Origin of the sequence: Maribacter cobaltidurans (genome assembly GCF_002269385.1) — a bacterium.
Lineage (GTDB): Bacteria > Bacteroidota > Bacteroidia > Flavobacteriales > Flavobacteriaceae > Maribacter > Maribacter cobaltidurans.
On record NZ_CP022957.1, the window covers coordinates 222,609 to 238,084 of the forward strand.

At 39.3% G+C, this 15,476-nt stretch carries 20 protein-coding genes; 12 read left to right on the forward strand and 8 right to left on the reverse strand.

What is annotated here, in order from left to right:
* Positions 1-44: 44 nt before the first annotated feature.
* From udk to CJ263_RS00860, 9 genes are all read left to right on the forward strand, one after another.
* Complete coding sequence (gene udk / locus CJ263_RS00820; protein ID WP_094995525.1) at positions 45-659, forward strand: uridine kinase; 615 nt, start codon at positions 45-47, stop codon at positions 657-659.
* On the forward strand, positions 659-994 hold the full coding sequence (locus CJ263_RS00825) for an FtsB family cell division protein (protein ID WP_094995526.1): 336 nt from the start codon (positions 659-661) through the stop codon (positions 992-994). The genes udk and CJ263_RS00825 overlap by 1 nt, the downstream gene beginning before the upstream one ends.
* Positions 995-1,165: 171 nt before the next feature.
* Positions 1,166-1,939 carry a ParA family protein gene (locus tag CJ263_RS00830; protein WP_094995527.1) on the forward strand — a complete coding sequence of 258 codons (774 nt, stop codon included), beginning with the start codon at positions 1,166-1,168 and terminating at the stop codon, positions 1,937-1,939.
* 1 nt (position 1,940) lies between these two features.
* A complete protein-coding gene (locus CJ263_RS00835) occupies positions 1,941-2,840 on the forward strand; it encodes a ParB/RepB/Spo0J family partition protein (RefSeq protein ID WP_094995528.1) in 900 nt (299 codons plus the stop codon).
* Positions 2,833-3,468, forward strand: a complete 636-nt coding sequence (locus tag CJ263_RS00840) for a DUF5683 domain-containing protein (protein ID WP_229702362.1) — start codon at positions 2,833-2,835, stop codon at positions 3,466-3,468. The genes CJ263_RS00835 and CJ263_RS00840 overlap by 8 nt, the downstream gene beginning before the upstream one ends.
* A gap of 2 nt (positions 3,469-3,470) precedes the next feature.
* On the forward strand, positions 3,471-4,172 hold the full coding sequence (gene dapB / locus CJ263_RS00845) for a 4-hydroxy-tetrahydrodipicolinate reductase (RefSeq protein ID WP_094995529.1): 702 nt from the start codon (positions 3,471-3,473) through the stop codon (positions 4,170-4,172).
* Positions 4,173-4,260: 88 nt separating this feature from the next.
* A complete protein-coding gene (lepB, locus tag CJ263_RS00850) occupies positions 4,261-5,964 on the forward strand; it encodes a signal peptidase I (protein ID WP_094995530.1) in 1,704 nt (567 codons plus the stop codon).
* 6 nt (positions 5,965-5,970) lie between these two features.
* Positions 5,971-6,597 carry a WbqC family protein gene (locus tag CJ263_RS00855; protein WP_094995531.1) on the forward strand — a complete coding sequence of 209 codons (627 nt, stop codon included), beginning with the start codon at positions 5,971-5,973 and terminating at the stop codon, positions 6,595-6,597.
* Positions 6,590-6,910 (forward strand): DUF6122 family protein, encoded by a 321-nt coding sequence (locus CJ263_RS00860; RefSeq protein ID WP_094995532.1) that lies wholly within the window; start codon positions 6,590-6,592, stop codon positions 6,908-6,910. The genes CJ263_RS00855 and CJ263_RS00860 overlap by 8 nt, the downstream gene beginning before the upstream one ends.
* Here CJ263_RS00860 and CJ263_RS00865 read toward each other — a convergent pair.
* From CJ263_RS00865 to CJ263_RS00895, 7 genes are all read right to left on the reverse strand, one after another.
* A complete protein-coding gene (locus CJ263_RS00865) occupies positions 6,887-7,723 on the reverse strand; it encodes an endonuclease/exonuclease/phosphatase family protein (RefSeq protein ID WP_158657045.1) in 837 nt (278 codons plus the stop codon). The genes CJ263_RS00860 and CJ263_RS00865 overlap by 24 nt on opposite strands.
* Before the next feature lie 182 nt (positions 7,724-7,905).
* Positions 7,906-8,781: a rhomboid family intramembrane serine protease gene (locus CJ263_RS00870; RefSeq protein WP_094995534.1), complete on the reverse strand. Its 876-nt coding sequence runs from the start codon at positions 8,779-8,781 to the stop codon at positions 7,906-7,908.
* Positions 8,781-9,527 carry a rhomboid family intramembrane serine protease gene (locus tag CJ263_RS00875; RefSeq protein WP_094995535.1) on the reverse strand — a complete coding sequence of 249 codons (747 nt, stop codon included), beginning with the start codon at positions 9,525-9,527 and terminating at the stop codon, positions 8,781-8,783. The genes CJ263_RS00870 and CJ263_RS00875 overlap by 1 nt, the downstream gene beginning before the upstream one ends.
* Entirely contained in the window at positions 9,528-11,369 is a 1,842-nt protein-coding gene (gene mutL, locus CJ263_RS00880; RefSeq protein WP_094995536.1) for a DNA mismatch repair endonuclease MutL, read from the reverse strand.
* A gap of 2 nt (positions 11,370-11,371) precedes the next feature.
* Entirely contained in the window at positions 11,372-11,662 is a 291-nt protein-coding gene (locus CJ263_RS00885; RefSeq protein WP_308423216.1) for a riboflavin synthase subunit beta, read from the reverse strand.
* 152 nt (positions 11,663-11,814) lie between these two features.
* Positions 11,815-12,297 carry a 6,7-dimethyl-8-ribityllumazine synthase gene (gene ribH, locus CJ263_RS00890; protein WP_094995538.1) on the reverse strand — a complete coding sequence of 161 codons (483 nt, stop codon included), beginning with the start codon at positions 12,295-12,297 and terminating at the stop codon, positions 11,815-11,817.
* Entirely contained in the window at positions 12,297-13,064 is a 768-nt protein-coding gene (locus CJ263_RS00895; RefSeq protein WP_094995539.1) for a tetratricopeptide repeat protein, read from the reverse strand. The genes ribH and CJ263_RS00895 overlap by 1 nt, the downstream gene beginning before the upstream one ends.
* A gap of 122 nt (positions 13,065-13,186) precedes the next feature.
* Between CJ263_RS00895 and recF the strand changes: the two genes are divergently transcribed.
* Genes recF through CJ263_RS00910 form a run of 3 tightly spaced genes read left to right on the forward strand, consistent with a single transcriptional unit; the run spans position 13,187 to position 14,980 of the window.
* Positions 13,187-14,266, forward strand: coding sequence for a DNA replication/repair protein RecF (recF, locus tag CJ263_RS00900; protein ID WP_094995540.1), 1,080 nt, complete (start codon positions 13,187-13,189; stop codon positions 14,264-14,266).
* Between the two features lies 1 nt (position 14,267).
* Complete coding sequence (locus CJ263_RS00905; RefSeq protein ID WP_094995541.1) at positions 14,268-14,684, forward strand: hypothetical protein; 417 nt, start codon at positions 14,268-14,270, stop codon at positions 14,682-14,684.
* Complete coding sequence (locus CJ263_RS00910; protein WP_094995542.1) at positions 14,684-14,980, forward strand: DUF721 domain-containing protein; 297 nt, start codon at positions 14,684-14,686, stop codon at positions 14,978-14,980. The genes CJ263_RS00905 and CJ263_RS00910 overlap by 1 nt, the downstream gene beginning before the upstream one ends.
* A 64-nt stretch (positions 14,981-15,044) precedes the next feature.
* On the opposite strand, the gene CJ263_RS00915 is transcribed toward CJ263_RS00910, so the two are convergent.
* Entirely contained in the window at positions 15,045-15,464 is a 420-nt protein-coding gene (locus tag CJ263_RS00915; protein WP_094995543.1) for a nucleoside-diphosphate kinase, read from the reverse strand.
* Positions 15,465-15,476: the final 12 nt, after the last annotated feature.

Below are 15,476 nucleotides of genomic sequence, written 5' to 3' on the forward strand. Positions count from 1 at the left end.
TTTTGACATTCAAATATGTATTTTTGGCCTAAATAAATCATTGCATGCTAATTATTGGAATTGCGGGAGGAACAGGTTGCGGAAAAACAACCGTAGTCAATCAAATCATCAATGAATTACCTAAGAACGAGGTAGGGGTAATTTCCCAAGACGCCTATTATAACGATCTTTCGCATCTTACTTTGGAAGAGAGGCGGAAGACGAATTTTGATCACCCCAACTCCATAGATTTCAATCTTTTGGAAAAGCATTTAAAGGCCCTTAAGGCGGGTGAATCCGTTGAGCAACCCGTATATTCCTTTTTGGAATGCAACAGAATTCAAAAAACGATACCCACCCACCCTAGAAAAGTGATGATTGTTGAAGGAATCTTAATTTTGACGAATTCCGAAATAAGAAACATGTGCGACATTAAAATTTTTGTTCATGCCGATACGGACGAGCGTTTAATCCGGAGGTTAAAGCGGGATGTTAATGAACGTGGCTGGAATTTGAACGAGACCTTGGAGAATTATCAAAACGTGATAAAACCCATGCACGACCAATTTATCGAGCCTACCAAGGAATATGCGGATATCATCATACCAAATAACAAATACAATACGGTCGCCGTTGAAATTGTAAGGAGCATCATTAACGAAAAATTAGCTGAGGCCTAATGGGACTACAGGAATTAAGAAAGAAAAAATGGTTTAAGATCATGACCAACATCTATGTCCTGGTCCTGACCGTTTTCGTAATTTGGATGGTATTTTTTGATACCAATTCCCTATTGATACACTTAGAGCTCAAGCGCGAAATAAACAAACTGGAAAAAACCCAGGAATTTCTAAAAAAAGAAATCGCAAAGGACAAAAAAGTCATCGAAAAACTGTCCAACGAGGATGAACTGGAAAAATTCGCCCGGGAAGAGTATTACCTCAAGAAGAAAAATGAGGAAATTTATTTGATAGAATATGAGGACAGCCTCAAATTAAAGGAGAAAAACAAATAGTCTAAATTATTTGACCTTTGAAACACGCACATCTTTTATCTCTAAAGTTTTGATAAATAAAACTTTAACGCTATTTTAATGAAAAGGTTTTGGTTATTCACCTAGTGTTAACAAAATCCTTTTATCAGCCCCACAAATAATCGTATTTTTACACTCTAACTTACTTTGAATATGGGCAAGATTATTGCTATTGCAAATCAAAAAGGTGGTGTTGGTAAAACAACTACCACTGTTAATCTAGCTGCCTCGCTTGGCGTTCTTGAAAAGAAAGTGTTATTGATCGATGCGGATCCACAAGCCAATGCTACCTCAGGATTGGGTATAGATGTGGATAGTATAGAATTGGGAACCTACCAACTTTTAGAACATACGAAAACGGCCAAGGAAGCCATCATACCTACTTCCTCCCCCAATGTTGATTTGATTCCCGCCCATATAGATTTGGTGGCCATAGAAATTGAATTGGTAGATAAGGAGAAACGGGAATACATGATGAAAAAGGCTGTATTGGAGCTTAAGGAAGATTATGACTACATTCTCATAGATTGTGCGCCATCCTTAGGGCTTTTAACACTTAATGCCTTGACCGCAGCAGATTCCGTAATCATTCCCATTCAATGTGAATACTTTGCCTTGGAAGGCTTGGGAAAACTCTTAAACACCATTAAGAGTGTACAAAGAATACATAATCCGCAATTGGATATTGAAGGTATGTTATTGACAATGTTCGATTCTAGATTACGCTTATCCAACCAGGTGGTAGAAGAGGTCAAGAAGCATTTTGGTGATATGGTTTTCGATACGATAATACAACGGAATGTTAGACTTAGTGAAGCACCCAGTTACGGAGAAAGTATCATTAAATATGATGCCTCAAGTAAGGGCGCAGCAAACTACCTAAATTTGGCCAATGAGGTAGTGCAGAAAAATAAGCAGACAGCATAATATGGCAAAAGCAGTAAAAAAACAAGCTTTGGGGAGAGGTCTTTCGGCATTGTTGAAAGACCCTGATAATGATATACAATCTGCAACGGATAAGAACGCCGACAAGGTGGTGGGCAACATTATAGAACTGGATTTAGAGGACATCGATGTCAATCCTTTTCAGCCCAGGTCAAATTTCAATGATGAAACACTTCAGGAATTGGCCACCTCGATCAGGGAATTGGGCGTTATTCAGCCCATTACAGTTAGAAAACTTGGGTTTAATAAATATCAACTAGTATCCGGGGAAAGGCGGTTTAGGGCCTCCAAATTGGTAGGGCTCGAGACTATCCCTGCCTACATAAGAATTGCCAACGACCAGGAATCCTTGGAAATGGCTTTGGTAGAGAATATACAGCGACAGGACCTTGATCCTATCGAAATTGCACTCTCTTACCAAAGACTAATAGATGAAATAAACCTTACCCAGGAAAAATTAAGTGACAGGGTTGGAAAGAAACGGTCTACAATAGCCAATTATCTAAGACTGTTAAAGCTTGACCCAATAATTCAAACCGGGATGCGCGATGGTTTTTTGAGCATGGGCCATGGAAGGGCCTTGGTCAATATCGAAAACAGGCAAGACCAAATAGCCTTGTATGAAAAAATTGTTGGGCAAAATTTATCCGTTAGGGATACGGAAAACGCCGTCAAGAATTATCATAATAATGACTCTCCCAAACCTAGCAAGTCAAAGGTGGAGACCCCAACCTATGTTAAATCGGGTATAGATGAAATTTCCAAACATCTTTCCGCAGGCATTAAAGTGAAAACTTCAGGAAAATCCAAAGGGAGTATTACCATTCCCTTTCATTCCAAGGAAGAATTCGAGCGTATAAAAAAGTTGATTACGGGTGCATAAACACTTCTCAATACTCTCCCTTTTATTTTTTTTGGCCGTTGCGTCTTATTCCCAAGAGGAAGAGCTTCCGGAAGAAAAAGAGACGGATAGTATTACCAACACCCTAAGTACCGCTGTATTGGTCATAGAGGATTCCACCTCCTTTAAAAAGAAAAGGAATATTAATCCGTTGGCTCCAAGTAAGGCTGCTTTCTACTCTGCCGTGCTTCCCGGTCTGGGACAAATCTACAACAAGCGATATTGGAAAGTACCTTTGGTCTACGGAGCGATTGGGGGTAGTGTCTACATGTATTCCTTGAACAATGACAATTATCAAAGGTTCAGGACAGCTTTTAAAAGAAGGCAGGCAGGTTTTAGCGACGATGAATTTAATGGTGAAGGGGAATTTCCATTTTTTGAATTGGCCACACTGGAAAACCAACAGGAACGATTTCAAAGGGATCGCGATTTATGGTTGGTGGTTACTATTGTCGCTTACACCTTGAACATTATCGACGCCAATGTAGATGCCCATTTGAAGCAATTTAATATAGATAACAACCTTTCATTGGATTTTGAACCTTATCTTGACCTGAATTCCGTTACAAATGACCCTACTTACGGAATGGCATTAACCATAAAGTTTTAATTATGCGAATAGCACTTTTCGGCTACGGAAAAATGGGAAAAATGATTGAACGGCTAGCCGTTGAAAGAGGACATGAAATTACCGCAAAAATTGATTTGGGAAGTGATAAAATCGACTTTTCCAATATAGATGTGGCCATTGATTTTAGCACACCCGATGCAGCGTTCGCCAACATATCAATATGCTTGGAGAACAATACACCCGTAATTTCTGGAACTACAGGATGGCTTCAGAAAATGGACGACGCCCTAAAGCTATGTAAAGAAACGAAAGGCGCTTTTATATACGCATCGAATTTCAGTTTAGGGGTAAACGTCTTTTTTGAACTGAATGCCTATTTGGCCAAAATGATGAATAACCTTTCGCAGTACAAGGTATCCATGGAGGAAATCCATCATACCCAAAAGTTGGACGCCCCTAGTGGTACGGCTATCACCTTAGCAGAGGGAATCATAGCAAATACGCATTATCAAAAATGGAAATTAAACGAACGTGTAGACGAAGAGATACCTATTTTCTCTAAAAGAATTGGGGATACACCGGGCACTCATACAATTAATTACAATAGTCAAGTGGATAGTATAGAAATCAAACATACTGCCCATAACCGAGAAGGTTTTGCCTTGGGAGCGGTCATTGCTGCAGAATGGATTCTTGATAAAACAGGTATTTTCACCATGAAAGATGTGTTAAACCTGGGTTAAAATACGTAACAATATTATATTCAACAGACAGATACTATCAAAATTTCGTTCCTAAAAGGAGCATCATGTAATGTAAAAACATAAAATCATGAATGGTACGCAGTGGATTATTTTCATATTAGCAATTCAGGTAATTCATTTTCTTGGAACTTGGAAATTGTATGTAAAGGCCGGTCATAAAGCATGGGAGGCCATAGTTCCCATTTATAATGCCGTTGTCTTAATGAAGATAATCAATAGGCCCAAATGGTGGGTCATTTTATTGTTTATCCCTATTATTAACCTATTGATGTTTCCCGTCATATGGGTAGAAACCATAAGGAGTTTTGGAAGAAATAGTCTATTGGAATCATGGTTGGTCGTTTTAACGCTAGGTTTTTATATTTTCTACGTAAACTATGCTTTAGATGTAAAGTATATAGAGAACAGAAGCCTCCATCCAGGAACGGCCTTGGGAGAATGGGTAAGCTCCATTGTATTTGCCATAGTGGCAGCTACCTTGGTACACACCTACTTTATACAACCCTATGTTATTCCTACGGGCTCTTTGGAAAGAACTCTTAGGGTGGGCGACTTTTTATTCGTGAGCAAGTTCCATTATGGGGCTAGGACCCCTATGACCACGGTAGCGGCTCCCATGGTACATGATACGTTGCCCATCGTTGGAACAAAGTCTTATTTGAACAAACCACAACTACCTTATTTTCGACTCCCAGGATTCACAAAAGTAAAACGGAACGATATTGTAGTTTTCAGTTGGCCCGCAGATACCGTTAGAAGGTTCTTCAGGGCAGAAGCAGGGGTGAAAAAACCCATAGACAAGAAATCCAATTATGTGAAGCGTTGTGTTGGAATTCCGGGGGATTCCTTGGAAGTAATAGACGGATATGTATTTATTAACGGCAAACAACTGGAATTACCGGGTAGTGCCAAACCACAATATGATTACATCATTTATTCACAAAAAGGTGTTTCCTCCAGATTGCTAGATCAATTGGGAATCACGGATTTTACCAGAAAATACATTTCCGGTCCGGTGAACCAACAACAAGGTCAAGGCATAAACCCATATTTAAAAGGATTCAATCAACTTGGAGACGGACAATTGGAGCTCTATACGGGTAGTTTAGGAATTCCTGCCGATGTAATAAAAAAGTACAGACTCTCCCTTAAGGAGGTTACCGATCGGGAACGATTGGTTCCATTAACGGATCAAATGGTAGAGACCTTACGAAAGGACGCCGGAATTGATTCGGTCGTGCGCCAAGTTATACCCAAAGGGAAAAGAGGTATCAACCTTTTCCCCCAAAGTCCAGATTATCCTTGGAACTATAGCCAAATGGGACCTATTTATATACCGAAGGAAGGCACCACGGTTTCTTTAAACCTTAAAACATTGCCATTGTACAAGAAAATTATCAGGGAGTATGAAGGCAATACAATTGAAGTTTCGGGCAATCAAATTTTAATCAATGGCGAGGTAGCGGATTCCTATACATTTCAGCAAGACTATTATTGGATGATGGGTGATAACAGGGACCACTCCGAAGATAGCAGGGCTTGGGGATATGTACCCGAAAACCATATTGTAGGAACTCCAATTTTCATTTGGATGAGTTTTGATAATTTTACGGAACCCATCTCCAATTGGCGTCCAAGATGGGATAGAATTTTCACTACCGTCAACGGTGATGGGGAACCACAATCCTACTTTAAATATTTTCTTATCCTGTTGATGGCCTATTTTGTAGGTAACTGGTTTTGGAAACGAAAAAAGGCCAAAAATTCCTAAGTGAAAATGACCATACTTCATCCTGCTTATTTTCCAAACATTGCTTTTTTCCGTGTTTTTACAAAAGCTAAGGATGTCTTTTTTGAACTGCAGGACAATTATCAAAAACAAACTTACAGGAACAGGTCCCATATCTGCACGGATAGAGGTAAACATATACTTAGTATACCCATAATCCATACAAAAGGTGAAAATGGTAGACAGAGTTACAAAAAGGTTAAAATAGACAACTCCTGTCCTTGGCAACGACAACATTGGAGAACCTTGGAAACGGCGTATAGGACCTCCCCTTTCTTTGAATTTTATGAGGATGAAATCAAGCCCCTTTATGAAACGCAATTCGATTATATAATAGAATTCAACTTGGCAACCATTGAGGTTATTTGCGATTGTCTCCAATTGGATATGGTAAAAAAATTCACTGAAGTGTATCAATTTGACTATACAAACGACTATCGTTTTTTGGTCAATGCAAAAACGGAGCTGCCAGTTAAGTTTCCCGAATATGTCCAGGTTTTTGGAGACCGACATGGATTTGTCCCCAACCTGAGCATTTTGGATGCACTTTTTAACCTAGGGCCTAATACCTTAGGGTATCTCAAGGATATTGATATCTTGGGCAAGCATGCTTAGGTTTATTCTACATTATGGGATTCATTTTGTTGTTCCGATTCTAATCGCCTTCTTTTTTTTTAAGGAACACCGGCTTAAAGTAAGTTTAATACTATTGGCGGGAATACTCTTGGACGTAGATCATCTGTTGGCCGATCCTATTTTTGATGCAGACCGATGCAGTATCGGTTTTCATCCTTTACATACGTATTGGGCAATCGCTGTTTACTTTTTAATGCTTTTTTGGAAAACCACACGAATCTGGGGAATCGCCTTTTTAATTCACATGATTGCCGATCTGACGGACTGTTTATTTATCCGATTCAATTTTTAACGCGGCCATGATAGGCTCGTGATCGGAAAGATGTACGTCGTAATTTTTGTGGCTTAAAATATGAATCCCGGGGTCGGTTAGGATAAAATCTATGCGAAGGGGGAATTTCCAAAAATTAATGGTTCTGCCATAGCCACTGCCTTTCTTCTCAAAGGTATCCTCCATATCCTGTTTCACCTCGTGATATGCATAGGAATATTGGGTTGTGTTCATATCGGCACAAACAATTTTTTTATAATCCACCTTTTTCATGTGCTTCCTGATCAAATCTGCCTGTTCTTGTTGCTTGGCAAAGGAATTCCGCAAACGCCCCAATAAACGATCGGATCTTTCCCGCTTTAAGCTTCCTGGACGAACTTTTAGGGATTCTAGGTGGAGATTGTATACTCTTAAGGTATCCTCCTTATATTTGATGTCAACATAAATGGCATTATTCCAAGTATCTGGAAAATCCAATGAGCCTTCACCAATAATAGGATATTTAGAGAAAATTCCTTGTATCGACCTTCGCGTTGTATATGGGGTTTGACTGAAATATGGGTATTGTCTTAACTTTTTATACCAAACTCTACTAAACTCTTGAATACAGATAATATCAGGATTCTCTCGCTTAATAAAATCCACAATTTCTTCACCTAAGTTTGGCTCATTTATAGAGTTTAATTCATTAAAACCTTGAACATTAAATGACATAATTTTCAAATCGTCTTTAGATTTAGTAGCTTCAGACTCATTAAAGAATAAGAAGGAACCCAAACTAAAATAACCTATTACCAATACTGAAAAGGAAAGCCAAACTTTTTTCTTGGACACTATTGACCAGTATAGTACAAAGAATATATTCAGAAATACCAAAAGGGGCACGGTTAGGCTTAAGAAGGCAAAGCTGGCCGACTTCGTATACGGAACTATACAAGCCAATAACAATAAGGCCGAAAAAACAATATTTAACCCATACACGGTTTTACCCCAAAACGACATCCCAGATATTGTGTTTATTCCTTACCAGCCTTAAACAAAAAGTCCTTTTCTGCTTTGGACAAACTCTCATATCCAGATTTGCTTATTTTGTCGAGTATCGCATCTATTTTTTTTTGTTTGCTTTGCGCATCGTAGTTCACGGTGTTTTTAGAGGTATTTTGGCTTTTGTTCTTGTATACGGTTTTAAGAGGCGCCTTTTTTTCCTTGCGTTTGAACAAATTGACTATACTATCAAAAAAATTGGAAAACCCGGATCCTATATCATTTCCTTTGAACAATTGGCTCGCATAAAGATAGCCTAACAATGCTCCGCCCAAATGAGCCAAATGCCCTCCAGCATTTCCACTGGTAGGCAGTTGAACCAAATCCATCAACACCACAAATACCCCTATATACCATAGCTTTATATTGAAAAAAATAACCCTAACCTCTTGATTGGGTATATAGGTACAAATAAAGATAAGGATGGCACTAGCCCCTGCAGAAGCTCCTATCAAGGCCGCATTTACATTAAAAAATGCCGGGAAAATATTATATCCCAGCATAAAAAATAGGCCTCCTAGGATGACACCCAAAAAGTAAACGTTTAAAAAACGTCTGCCATCAAAAAGATTTAAAAATATCCTGCCCACAAAAAAGATAAGGAGCATATTCCAGAACACATGCCCCAACCCTCCATGAAAAAAAGAGTAGGTAATAATGGACCAAGGTTGAACCAAAAAACCAAAAAAATCATTGGGCAGTTCAAACCATTGTACGATACTATTTTTTGAAATGCCTAAGAGAAAGGGAATAAGTGCGTTTAGGATGTATACAGCAACATTGATGGCAATCAATTTCTCCGCTACGTTCAGTCTTGCATACTGGTATTTTAAATTGATTCCTGCCATTATCTATCCCAGCGATTATTGTTAAACTGATTTTTCTTCCAATACCACATCATTAAAAATCCAACCAAAGCACCACCTACGTGGGCGAAATGTGCAATCCCTTGTCCAAAAATACCGTACCCGGTTATACCCGAAAACAAATCTAGAGCAATCAATACCGGAATAAAATATTTTGCCTTTATCGGGACGGGCAAAAATATAAGGAACAGCTCGCTATTGGGGTATGACATTCCAAACGCTACAAGTACTCCATATATAGCCCCGGATGCCCCTACAGCGGGTGTATGATAAGCGCTTAGGAAATTATCAATAGTCGATTTACCAGCAATATTATACCACTCTGTGTTATACTGCCCTTTAGAAACAATATCCATCACGGTACTCTCCGAAATACCAGAATTTACAAGGGCATTCATTCCTTCTTGAAAATAAAAGTAATTGACACCGGTATGCAAGAGTGCAGCACCGAGCCCCGCAGAAAAGTAAAAAAACAGGAATTTATTTCGTCCCCACATTCGTTCTAGTGGTGTTCCAAAGGCATACAAAGCATACATGTTAAAAGCGATATGCATAAAACCTCCATGCATGAACATATGGGTCACGATCTGCCAAATATGGAAGTTTTCATTTTTTGGAAACCATAGGGAGAACCATTGGTACATTTGATCCCCATAAATCTGTGTGGCCACAAAAAATAAAATATTGATAATCAATAAGTGTTTTATTGCCTCTGTTATTCTGCTCATTTATATAAATTTTCTATCAATATCATTTTCTGTTAGCGTGATGTAGGTACGTTTGTTAAAAGGGCTCAGTGCACTTTCCTTGCAGGCGAAGAGGTCATTGACCAATCCCAATTGGGAACGTTCGTCCAATATCTCCCCGGTTTTAACCGACAAAGTTTTGGACAGCGTTTTGGCCAACATATCTACTTGGGAAAAACTGTCCTCCAAAGCTTCCATCTGAAAGTCCGATATTAATTGTTCCATCACCATTTGCACCTCGCTTTCGGTTACTACAACAGGTACACCTTTAATCTCCACGGTTTCATGGGTAATATCCCCAAAAACAAAACCAACCGCACAAAGACTTTCCTTTATTTCCCGCAAAATAGAAATCTCGCCATGTGTGAAATTCAAGGTCAACGGAAATAACAATTGTTGGCTCACAGCTTCCTTTATCGTTATATTCTTTAAAAAACCTTCATAGAGCACCCGTTGGTGCGCCCTGCTCTGGTTAATGATCAACATACCGGATTTTATAGTGGAAACAATATATTTTTTTCGCAATTGAAACGTGGTGGTCACCGTATCCTGGGTTTCAGTACCATCAAAAATGGAGCTATTGAAACCCTCGGATTCCATTTCCAGAATACTTGATTCCCTATTAGGCACTTTCCGTTCCAAGCCTTGGTACATATTTTCCCAACCTTGTGCGTTAGGTTGCTTTGAATATCCCACCGCTTTTGCAGTCCTTGATTTTTGAAATGGGTTAAAATCCGCGTCAACGCTAATACCGGGCATGGAAACGGCTTTATCCTTAAAATTATATGGCGTTTCCAAATTCTGATCTTTTTCGAAATCTAGGGATGGAGCCACGTTGAACTGCCCTAAGCTATGCTTAATAGTCGACTTTAAATAGGCATACAGCGTATGTTCATCATCAAACTTAACCTCGGTTTTTGTTGGATGGATATTAATATCTATAGTTGCAGGATCTACCTCCAAACAAATAAAATAACCTGGATGGGTACCGGGTTTTATCAATCCTTCGAACGCGCCCAGTACAGCATGATGCAGATAGGGGCTCTTAATAAATCGATTATTGGCGAAAAAGAATTGCTCACCCCTACTCTTTTTAGCGAATTCAGGTTTTTGAATGTATCCCGAAATCCTGACCACATTGGTATCCTCGTTAATGGGTACCAGCTTTTCGTTGGTCTTTCTTCCAAAAATTTGAACTATCCTTTTTTTGAAATCATTACCGGGAAGGTTGAAAACATCACTCCCATTGTTATAAAAGCTGAATGAAATTTGAGGATGTGCCAGAGCAACCCTGTGAAATTCATCGGTAATGTGTCTAAACTCGACTTGGTCCGACTTTAAAAAGTTTCTTCTGGCCGGAATATTAAAAAAAAGGTTCTTTACCATCATAGAAGTTCCTTTGGGAACCACTGCAACTTCCTGACTTATTATTTTACTTCCCTCGATTTTTATATGGGTACCCACTTCCTCATCCTCAGTACGCGTCATCATTTCCACATGGGCAATGGCCGCTATGGATGCCAACGCCTCCCCCCTAAAACCTTTGGTATGTAAATTAAAGAGATCTTCTGCCTTTTGGATTTTTGAGGTAGCATGGCGCTCAAAGCTCAAACGAGCATCCGTATCGCTCATACCAATACCATTATCAACAACCTGAATCAAAGTTTTCCCCCCATCCTTAACGATCAATTTTATATCCGTGGATTGGGCATCAATGGCATTTTCCAACAACTCCTTAACCACAGAGGCGGGTCGCTGAACTACTTCTCCCGCTGCTATCTGGTTGGCAACGTGATCGGGCAAGAGTCTAATAATATCTGCCATTATTAGGAAAAAAATATGGAGAGATCGAAATCTATTATATAAAAGAAAATCAATACGAGAATGGCAAAAATAATTACAAATCGAATTTTTACGTTCCGATCACCCTCCCTTCGGGTGTCCTCCAAGGCATTGCTTATTTTATTTTTTAAACCCCTTTGGTTATTAATGGTGCTTCGGAACTGATCAAATTTAGGTTCAATCTTATAAGGACTTCCCTTCCCCTTATCATCATAGAATCTAGGATTGTACTCGAATCTTCTATTTTTTCGTAAACGCGTTATTTTACTTAGCATTCCCATGGGCTCAAAGTTACTTAAAATAGAAAAAAAGCCCGTATAAGGAGAGCCAAAATTTGTTAACAGAAAAATTACCGGTAATCGTTGTGACCTATTTACAAGTTATCCCTTGCATAGAAATTTTCAGGAATATCGCTCTAAAGTTAAGATTAAGCGCCTAGAGTAGCCATCTTAATTGCCGCAATGGCTGCCTCCGCCCCTTTGTTTCCATGCTTGCCTCCGCTACGGTCAACAGCCTGTTGCATGGTGTTGTCTGTCAGTACACAGAAAATGACAGGAACATCAAGCTGCACATTTAGGTCCTTGATTCCTTGGGCCGTGGCACTGCATACAAAATCGAAATGCTTGGTTTCGCCTTGGATGACACTTCCTATGGCAATAACCGCATCCAATTTTTCTTGTCGTATCAGTTTTTTACATCCAAAGGTAAGTTCAAAACTACCCGGTACATTCCATCGAATTATATTGGAGTCCAGAGCTCCGCAATCCAGTAGGGCGTCTATTGCTCCTTGATACAATCCCTCGGTAATGTTGGCGTTCCATTCGGATACCACAATCCCAAATCGAAACTCTCTCGCATTTGGAATCGATTCTTTATCGTAGTGCGATAAATTTTTATTCTCGGTGGCCATTATGCCCCAGTTTTCGCAATGCCAATAAAAGCATCTATGGATTTAGCGGCATCAGAACCTGAAAACTCGTCCTTGATTCTTTGGAAGTATTCCAAGGCCTTTGAATTATTGCCCATTTCCAAGGCCGTAACTCCTGCTTTGTACAAGAATTTAGGTGTTGTGTAATCGTTTGTACTATGTTTGAAGGCAGCTTCGTAATATCCTAATGCGTCCGATGGTTGGTCCAATTGCATGAAAGCATCCCCTAGTCCGCCTTTAGCCAAGGCACCCAAAATTTCATCATCAGATTTAAAATCCTCCAAGTAATCAATCGCTTCTTGGTATTTGTTCATGTTCAAATAGGACATCCCAGCTGAATAATTGGCCAAATTTGCCGCCTTGGTACCACTGTATTCCTCAATGATGTCCAAGAAACCATATTTACCCTCTGCACCTTCCAAAGCAAGGGTGAACAAGGAATCCTTGGCAGTGGTACTATTCAATGCTTGATCAAAATACTGCTGTGGATAGTACATTTCATTCGCCGCATTGGCCTCTTTTGGATTCAATACAAATTGATTGTAAGCCAAGTAACCTAATACGGCCACCGCGATTACCCCAATGGTACCTAATATATAGTTTTGATTTTTTGAAACCCATTCCTCGGTCCTGGAAGCTCCCTCATCCAACGAACTAAAAACCTCCGCAGTTGTACTTTCCTGCTCTTCAATCTCCTGAGCCTCAACCTTTGTTTTGGGTTTAAATCCTCTTTTCTTGTATGTTGCCATCTCTAATTTTATTGGTCGCGCAAAAATAAAGTTTTTATTGAAATCCAATAGTGTATTTATTCGTTATTTTTGGAAGTCCAAGCAGGAGATGCACTTTGCCCAACAAAAAATCGAATCTTTTAATGTATTTAAAGACCCTTTCCCTTCTTAATTACAAAAATTTCGAATCCAAAAGTTTAGATTTTGACTCAAAAATCAACTGTTTTGTCGGGGATAACGGAGTGGGAAAGACCAATATCCTGGATTCAATTTATCATCTATCTTTTGGCAAAAGTTATTTTAACCCAGTATCGTCCCAAAATATTAAGCATGATGCCGATTTCTTTGTTATAGAGGGACATTTCCAAAAGGATGAAAAAGAAGAGAAAATAGTCTGCAGTCTAAAAAAGGGCAATAAAAAGGTCATCAAGAGAAATGGAAAACCTTACGAAAGGTTTGCCGATCATATAGGGGTTTTACCTTTGGTAATCATCTCTCCGGCGGACCGGGACCTTATCCTAGAGGGAAGCGATGTACGCAGAAAATTTATGGACGGTGTCATCTCCCAATCGGACAAGGATTACCTGCAATATTTAATAAATTACAACAAAGTACTTTCCCAAAGAAATGCGTTATTAAAGTATTTTGCCGCCAATCACACCTTTGACAGGGCCACGCTATCCGTCTACAATGACCAGTTGCGAAGCTACGGCACAGAAATATTCAAAAAAAGGGTGAAGTTTTTGGAAGATTTTATTCCGATTTTCAAAGAACAGTATGAGGCTATCACCAACAATACCGAGAATGTAGATCTTACGTATGACAGTAAATTGCTCTCAGAGGACCTTGGTTCCTTACTGGAAAATCATCTGGATAAGGATAGGGCCCTGCAATATACCAGTGTTGGGATTCATAAAGACGACCTGAACTTCACCATAAAGGAATTCCCAATAAAGAAATTTGGAAGCCAAGGCCAGCAAAAATCCTTTTTGATCGCCCTGAAGTTCGCTCAGTTCCATTTTATGAGAAAACTATCTGGCACCAACCCCATTTTACTCTTAGACGATATTTTTGACAAACTCGATGAAAATAGGGTTTCCCATATTATTTCATTGGTAAACAAGGAAAATTTTGGTCAGATATTTGTTAGCGATACCCATGCCGAACGGACCGAGGAGGTAGTTAAAAAAATTCATCAGACCTATAAAATTTTTAAACTTTAATATGCATAGGATATTGGTTTTAGTCTTGCTCACCATAGTTTCGTGCGCTCGCCGTGTTTCTTCGGAGGATTTTAATCACCTAAATGGGTATTGGGAAATTGAGGAAGTGCAATTCCCCAATGGGAACAAAAAAGACTACCCCGTGAATACGGTTGTGGACTATATAAAACTGGAAAATCTTGAGGGATTTCGGAAAAAAATGGTCCCAAGATTCGATGGTACCTTCGAAACCTCTGATGATGCCGAACCTTTTAGCATTATAGAGAAAAATGGAGTTTTCTATATGAGATACCAAAATCCGTTAAGCGAATGGGAAGAAACCTTGCTATCTTTATCAAAAGATAAGTTCTCCGTAAAAAATCCGGAGGGAATCATCTATCACTTTAAACGTTTTGAACCCTTAAATATAGCGTTGTAATGTCCAAAAGAGAAAATGACCATCAAAGCTTACAGGATGCATTGTCCGCCTTCATTAAAAAAAATAATCTACAGGAAGGAATGGATAAAGTGGACGTAAGGACAGCATGGGAAAATCTTATGGGAAATGGAGTTCAAAACTATACCACGGCGGTGGAGTTAAGAAGGGACACCCTATTTGTATCATTGTCTTCCTCCGTTCTCAGGGAAGAACTAAGTCATGGCAAATCCAAGATAATAAGTATGCTGAACGAAGAGCTTGGGAAAGAACTGATCAAAAAACTGGTGCTCCGTTAATGTAGGTCATAAAAAAAACCGGCCCATTGGACCGGTTCGTATTTGATTTAACTTTTTCTATACCTTAAAAAATTTCCCTTCCGGAAAAATGGAATGCACTTTCAATTGCCGCATTTTCATCACTGTCGGAACCATGAATGGCATTTTCAGCGATATCCTTGGCGAACATTTTTCGAACGGTCCCCTCGGCAGCTTCAGCAGGGTTTGTTGCCCCAATTAGAGCCCTAAAATCCTCCACGGCATTTTCCTTTTCTAAAATGGCGGAAACAATGGGTCCCCTGGTCATAAATTCTACCAACTCGCCAAAGAAAGGTCTTTCCTTGTGTATCGCATAAAATTCTTGAGCGTCCCTAACACTCAATTGTGTGTATTTCATTGCCACAATCTTAAAACCGGCTGCAGTAATTTTTTCCAAAATTGCCCCAATATGACCGTTTTCAACAGCGTCTGGCTTTATCATTGTGAAAGTTCTATTTGTAGTCATTTTTACGAATTT

Bases quoted from the DNA above. Each gene is read 5' to 3' on its own strand.
- udk (WP_094995525.1), top strand. From the start codon at position 45: ATGCTAATTATTGGAATTGCGGGAGGAACAGGTTGCGGAAAAACAACC.
- CJ263_RS00860 (WP_094995532.1), top strand. From the start codon at position 6,590: ATGCTTAGGTTTATTCTACATTATGGGATTCATTTTGTTGTTCCGATT.
- CJ263_RS00895 (WP_094995539.1), bottom strand. From the start codon at position 13,064: ATGGCAACATACAAGAAAAGAGGATTTAAACCCAAAACAAAGGTTGAG.
- ribH (WP_094995538.1), bottom strand. From the start codon at position 12,297: ATGGCCACCGAGAATAAAAATTTATCGCACTACGATAAAGAATCGATT.
- dapB (WP_094995529.1), top strand. From the start codon at position 3,471: ATGCGAATAGCACTTTTCGGCTACGGAAAAATGGGAAAAATGATTGAA.
- CJ263_RS00910 (WP_094995542.1), top strand. From the start codon at position 14,684: ATGTCCAAAAGAGAAAATGACCATCAAAGCTTACAGGATGCATTGTCC.
- CJ263_RS00870 (WP_094995534.1), bottom strand. From the start codon at position 8,781: ATGGCAGGAATCAATTTAAAATACCAGTATGCAAGACTGAACGTAGCG.
- CJ263_RS00915 (WP_094995543.1), bottom strand. From the start codon at position 15,464: ATGACTACAAATAGAACTTTCACAATGATAAAGCCAGACGCTGTTGAA.
- CJ263_RS00885 (WP_308423216.1), bottom strand. From the start codon at position 11,662: ATGCTAAGTAAAATAACGCGTTTACGAAAAAATAGAAGATTCGAGTAC.
- CJ263_RS00855 (WP_094995531.1), top strand. From the start codon at position 5,971: ATGACCATACTTCATCCTGCTTATTTTCCAAACATTGCTTTTTTCCGT.
- CJ263_RS00825 (WP_094995526.1), top strand. From the start codon at position 659: ATGGGACTACAGGAATTAAGAAAGAAAAAATGGTTTAAGATCATGACC.
- CJ263_RS00835 (WP_094995528.1), top strand. From the start codon at position 1,941: ATGGCAAAAGCAGTAAAAAAACAAGCTTTGGGGAGAGGTCTTTCGGCA.
- CJ263_RS00905 (WP_094995541.1), top strand. From the start codon at position 14,268: ATGCATAGGATATTGGTTTTAGTCTTGCTCACCATAGTTTCGTGCGCT.
- recF (WP_094995540.1), top strand. From the start codon at position 13,187: ATGTATTTAAAGACCCTTTCCCTTCTTAATTACAAAAATTTCGAATCC.
- mutL (WP_094995536.1), bottom strand. From the start codon at position 11,369: ATGGCAGATATTATTAGACTCTTGCCCGATCACGTTGCCAACCAGATA.
- CJ263_RS00830 (WP_094995527.1), top strand. From the start codon at position 1,166: ATGGGCAAGATTATTGCTATTGCAAATCAAAAAGGTGGTGTTGGTAAA.
- lepB (WP_094995530.1), top strand. From the start codon at position 4,261: ATGAATGGTACGCAGTGGATTATTTTCATATTAGCAATTCAGGTAATT.
- CJ263_RS00875 (WP_094995535.1), bottom strand. From the start codon at position 9,527: ATGAGCAGAATAACAGAGGCAATAAAACACTTATTGATTATCAATATT.